We start from the raw sequence: 3,284 nt of genomic DNA, 5'->3' as shown, positions 1-3,284 counted from the left end.
CCTCCGGCGGCGCCGCCGAGGACCAGCGCCAGGTCCCGAGCCTCACGGTCGCGGTGCTGCGGCGCGGCGACACGGGCCCGGAGGTGCGGGAACTCCAGCTGCGGCTCAAGGAGTTGTCCCTGTACGGCGAGGACGCGGACGGGGTCTTCGACGAGCAGGTCGAGAACGCGCTCAAGACCTACCAGGCGTCGCGCGACATCACCGGCGACGAACCGGGGATCTACGGGGCGGCGACACGGGAGCGGTTGGAGAATGAGACGAAGGAACCTTGAAGGGGCGAGCCGCAGCCGCCGTCCCCGGCACCGACGGGGACGGGGACGGCCGGGGGTACGGAACACGGCACCGGTGACCTCCGCGACGAGCACCGCGCCGACCGGCGGGGCATGACCGGCGACGCCGGTCGCGCGGCGGGGAGCGGCGGCCTCGACGCCGGGTCAGAACGCCCGGGGCGTGCGCGGATGCCTCGGTGACGGACGCCGGTTCGCAGGCCCGGTGTCGTCAGCGGCCCCCCCCTCGGCGTGCAACGCCGACCCTCAGCGCCAGCGTCGTGAGCAAGCCCCTCGGCGTCAAACGCCGGTTCGCAGCACCGGCTGCGTAGGCGGCCCCCTCGGTATCAGACGCCGACCCGCAGCGCCAGCCTCGTAAGCAAGCCCCCGGCGTCACACGCCGACCCGCAGCGCCAACGGCGTAGGCCTCGCCCCCGTCTCAGCCCCGCGCGGCCCGCACATGCAGCCGGACCCCGTCCGCCGTGACCTCCACCGCGATCTCGCGCAGGTCGCGGACGACGGCGTCCGGGGTGTGGGCGGTGGCCCGTTCGCCCACGCCCACGACGCGCATTCCGGCCGCCTTGCCCGCCTGGATGCCCGCGCCGGAGTCCTCGAAGACGACGCAGTCGGCGGGGGCGACGCCCAGTTCGGCCGCGGCCTTCAGGAAGCCCTCGGGGTCGGGCTTGCTGGCGCCGACGGACTCGGCGGTGATGCGCAGGGCGGGCAGCGGGAGGCCGGCGGCGGCCATGCGGGCGGTGGAGAGGGGGACGTCCGCCGAGGTCACGAGCGCGTGCGGGACGTCGGCGAGGGCGGTGAGGAAGGCGGCGGCGCCGGGGACCGGTACGACGCCGTCCATGTCGGCGGTCTCCTGCGCGAGCATCCGCGCGTTGTCCGCGAGGTTCTCCTCGACGGGGCGGTCGGGGAGGAGTACGGCCATGGAGGCGTGGCCCTGGCGGCCGTGGACGACCTTCATGACCTCGTCGCCGTCCAGCCCGTGCGCCTCGGACCACCGCCGCCAGATCCGCTCCACCACCGCGTCGGAGTTGACGAGCGTCCCGTCCATGTCGAGCAGAAGAGCGCGAGCGTCGATGACAACAGGCTCGGCGACGGACATGCGCACTCCAGACACCCGGCTTCAGAGACCAAGGTGGCCCCGCCCGCCGGTCAGGGAGAACGAGCGGGAACCACTTTGTTTCTCCACGGTACAAAATGAACGGCGTCCCCGCCACCACCTACCGGAAACTTCACCGGCTGTTCAGCGGGGCCGCCCGCCCCGCTACGTCCAGTTCGGCTCCATGATGGGCCCCAGCGCCCCGACCACCACGATCTTCTCCGGGTCGAAGTGGTACTTGCCGGCGAAGACGGACCAGCTCGTGATCCAGCGGTACCGGTTCGGCTGCCCGACGTCGTCCCAGCTCTCGTCCCAGATGAAGACGTTGGTGAAGCCGGACACCTGGCGCAGGCGGGCGTTGCTCAGCGCGTACGCGGTCTTGGCGCAGGCCGCCCGGTCGACGGTGGCGATGCCGTCCCAGGTCCGCCACAGGCGGAAGTAGTCGGCCGGACTCGGGATGTAGTACAGGAACTGCGACGGTCCGACCAGGAAGACCGTGTCCCCGGTGGTGGGCGTCGTGAACCGCGTCCCCTCGGCCGGACAGGCGAGCGCGGTCCCGGGCGCCGCGGCCGAGACACCGGCCGTGCCCAGCGGCAGGGCGAGCCCCAGCGCCAGGGCGAGACAGGAACGACGTAACCGTTTCACCGATGCTGCTCCCCTTCCGGTTCCGGCGGCACGAGCACAGGACGGCGGTCCGGGCGGACGGCCGTCCCTCCCCCGTCACTGTGACCGGCCCCCCGGCGCCCGGCAAGGAACCCGGTTCCCGCCGGCGCCCGGGGGTACGGGAATGAGCCACCCGTACGCGTCCGCACTCACCCGGCGATCGCCTCCCACAGGCTCCACACCCCGAGCCCCAGCATCAGCACCGCCGCGATCTGCGTGATCAGCTTCAGCGGGACCCGCTTCATCAGGGCCTTCCCCCCGACGATCCCGAGCCCCGCGACCGCCCACAGCGCGAGGACCGCGCCGAGGCCGACGGAGAGGGGGTCGTCGTAGCGGGCGGCGAGGTTGGCCGTCATGATCTGCGTGAGGTCACCGAACTCGGCGACGAGGATGAGCATGAACCCTGCGCCGGCGACCTTGAGGAAGGACTGGTCCTCCGGGCGGCGGACCTCCTCCTCACCCTCGTCCTTCTTCAGGAGCAGCATCGCGGCGCCGCCGAGGAAGAGGACGCCGGTGAGGGCGTGGACGAGTTGCTGTGGGAGGAGCGTGAGGACGCTGCCCGCCGCGACCGCGAGGACGACGTGGACGAGGAACGCCGCGGCGACCCCGGCGAACACGTACGACGCCCGGTAGCGCGTCCCGAGCACGAGGCCGGCGAGCGCCGTCTTGTCCGGCAGCTCGGCAAGGAAGACGACGCCGAAGACGAGCGCCGTCACGCTGATGCTGATCAAGGTTCCTCAATCGGTAGGGGCCGCCCCACCGAGAGTGCTGGTCCTTGGGACACCTCGGCAGGACAGCACACGAAGAGCCCGCGTCGTACGACACGGACGTGCACTGCTTGCCGAAGGTCTCGCTGGCGGGCCTACGCGCCCCGCCTCCGGGCGCCGGCTCAGACGAGCTGAGCAGTATGTCGACGGTCCGGCGAAGAGCTACTCCCCTTCTGCGCCGTCCATCGTACGCGACGCCACCGACATCGCCGTAGGGACGAAAGTCCCCCTGCCGCCTTCCCCCTGCCTCGGACCTTCTCCTTGCCGCAAACCTTGTTTTGTCATGTGCGCGTCACTAACTTCTTACCGCTCGCACACCTCACCGCAACACGCCCCCGCGAGCATTCCCACGCCCCCCACTCCAACACCCCCACACTCCCCGGGAGTTCGCATGCGAAAGCCCTCCGCGCCTGGACGGCCCCGCATACTGGCCGCCCTTACCGGCCTCCTAGCCTCCGTCGGCGTCCTCAACGGCCC

General features: G+C 71.8%; 4 protein-coding genes. 1 reads left to right on the top strand and 3 read right to left on the bottom strand.

Features of this window, described 5'->3' with window-relative positions; genetic code table 11:
* The coding region (locus AOK24_RS39665; RefSeq protein WP_240554340.1) for a peptidoglycan-binding domain-containing protein at positions 1 to 272 on the top strand (272 nt) is incomplete at its 5' end.
* A 433-nt stretch (positions 273 to 705) separates the two neighbouring features.
* On the opposite strand, the gene AOK24_RS39660 is transcribed toward AOK24_RS39665, so the two are convergent.
* The 3 genes from AOK24_RS39660 to AOK24_RS39650 all read right to left on the bottom strand — a co-directional run bounded on the left by AOK24_RS39660 (position 706) and on the right by AOK24_RS39650 (position 2,771).
* On the bottom strand, positions 706 to 1,380 hold the full coding sequence (locus tag AOK24_RS39660; protein ID WP_055724770.1) for an HAD-IA family hydrolase: 675 nt from the start codon (positions 1,378 to 1,380) through the stop codon (positions 706 to 708).
* Between the two features lie 162 nt (positions 1,381 to 1,542).
* Positions 1,543 to 2,022 (bottom strand): hypothetical protein, encoded by a 480-nt coding sequence (locus AOK24_RS39655; protein WP_055724769.1) that lies wholly within the window; start codon positions 2,020 to 2,022, stop codon positions 1,543 to 1,545.
* 167 nt (positions 2,023 to 2,189) lie between these two features.
* Positions 2,190 to 2,771 carry a TMEM165/GDT1 family protein gene (locus tag AOK24_RS39650; protein WP_055724768.1) on the bottom strand — a complete coding sequence of 194 codons (582 nt, stop codon included), beginning with the start codon at positions 2,769 to 2,771 and terminating at the stop codon, positions 2,190 to 2,192.
* Positions 2,772 to 3,284: the final 513 nt, after the last annotated feature.

Origin of the sequence: Streptomyces niveiscabiei (assembly GCF_001419795.1) — a bacterium.
In the GTDB taxonomy this organism is placed as follows: domain Bacteria; phylum Actinomycetota; class Actinomycetes; order Streptomycetales; family Streptomycetaceae; genus Streptomyces; species Streptomyces niveiscabiei.
The sequence above is the reverse complement of the archived record's forward strand: the minus strand, read 5'-3'. Positions and strand labels throughout refer to the sequence as shown.

Excerpts from the sequence above, each read along its gene's own strand:
- AOK24_RS39660 (WP_055724770.1), bottom strand. The coding sequence starts at position 1,380 with ATGTCCGTCGCCGAGCCTGTTGTCATCGACGCTCGCGCTCTTCTGCTC.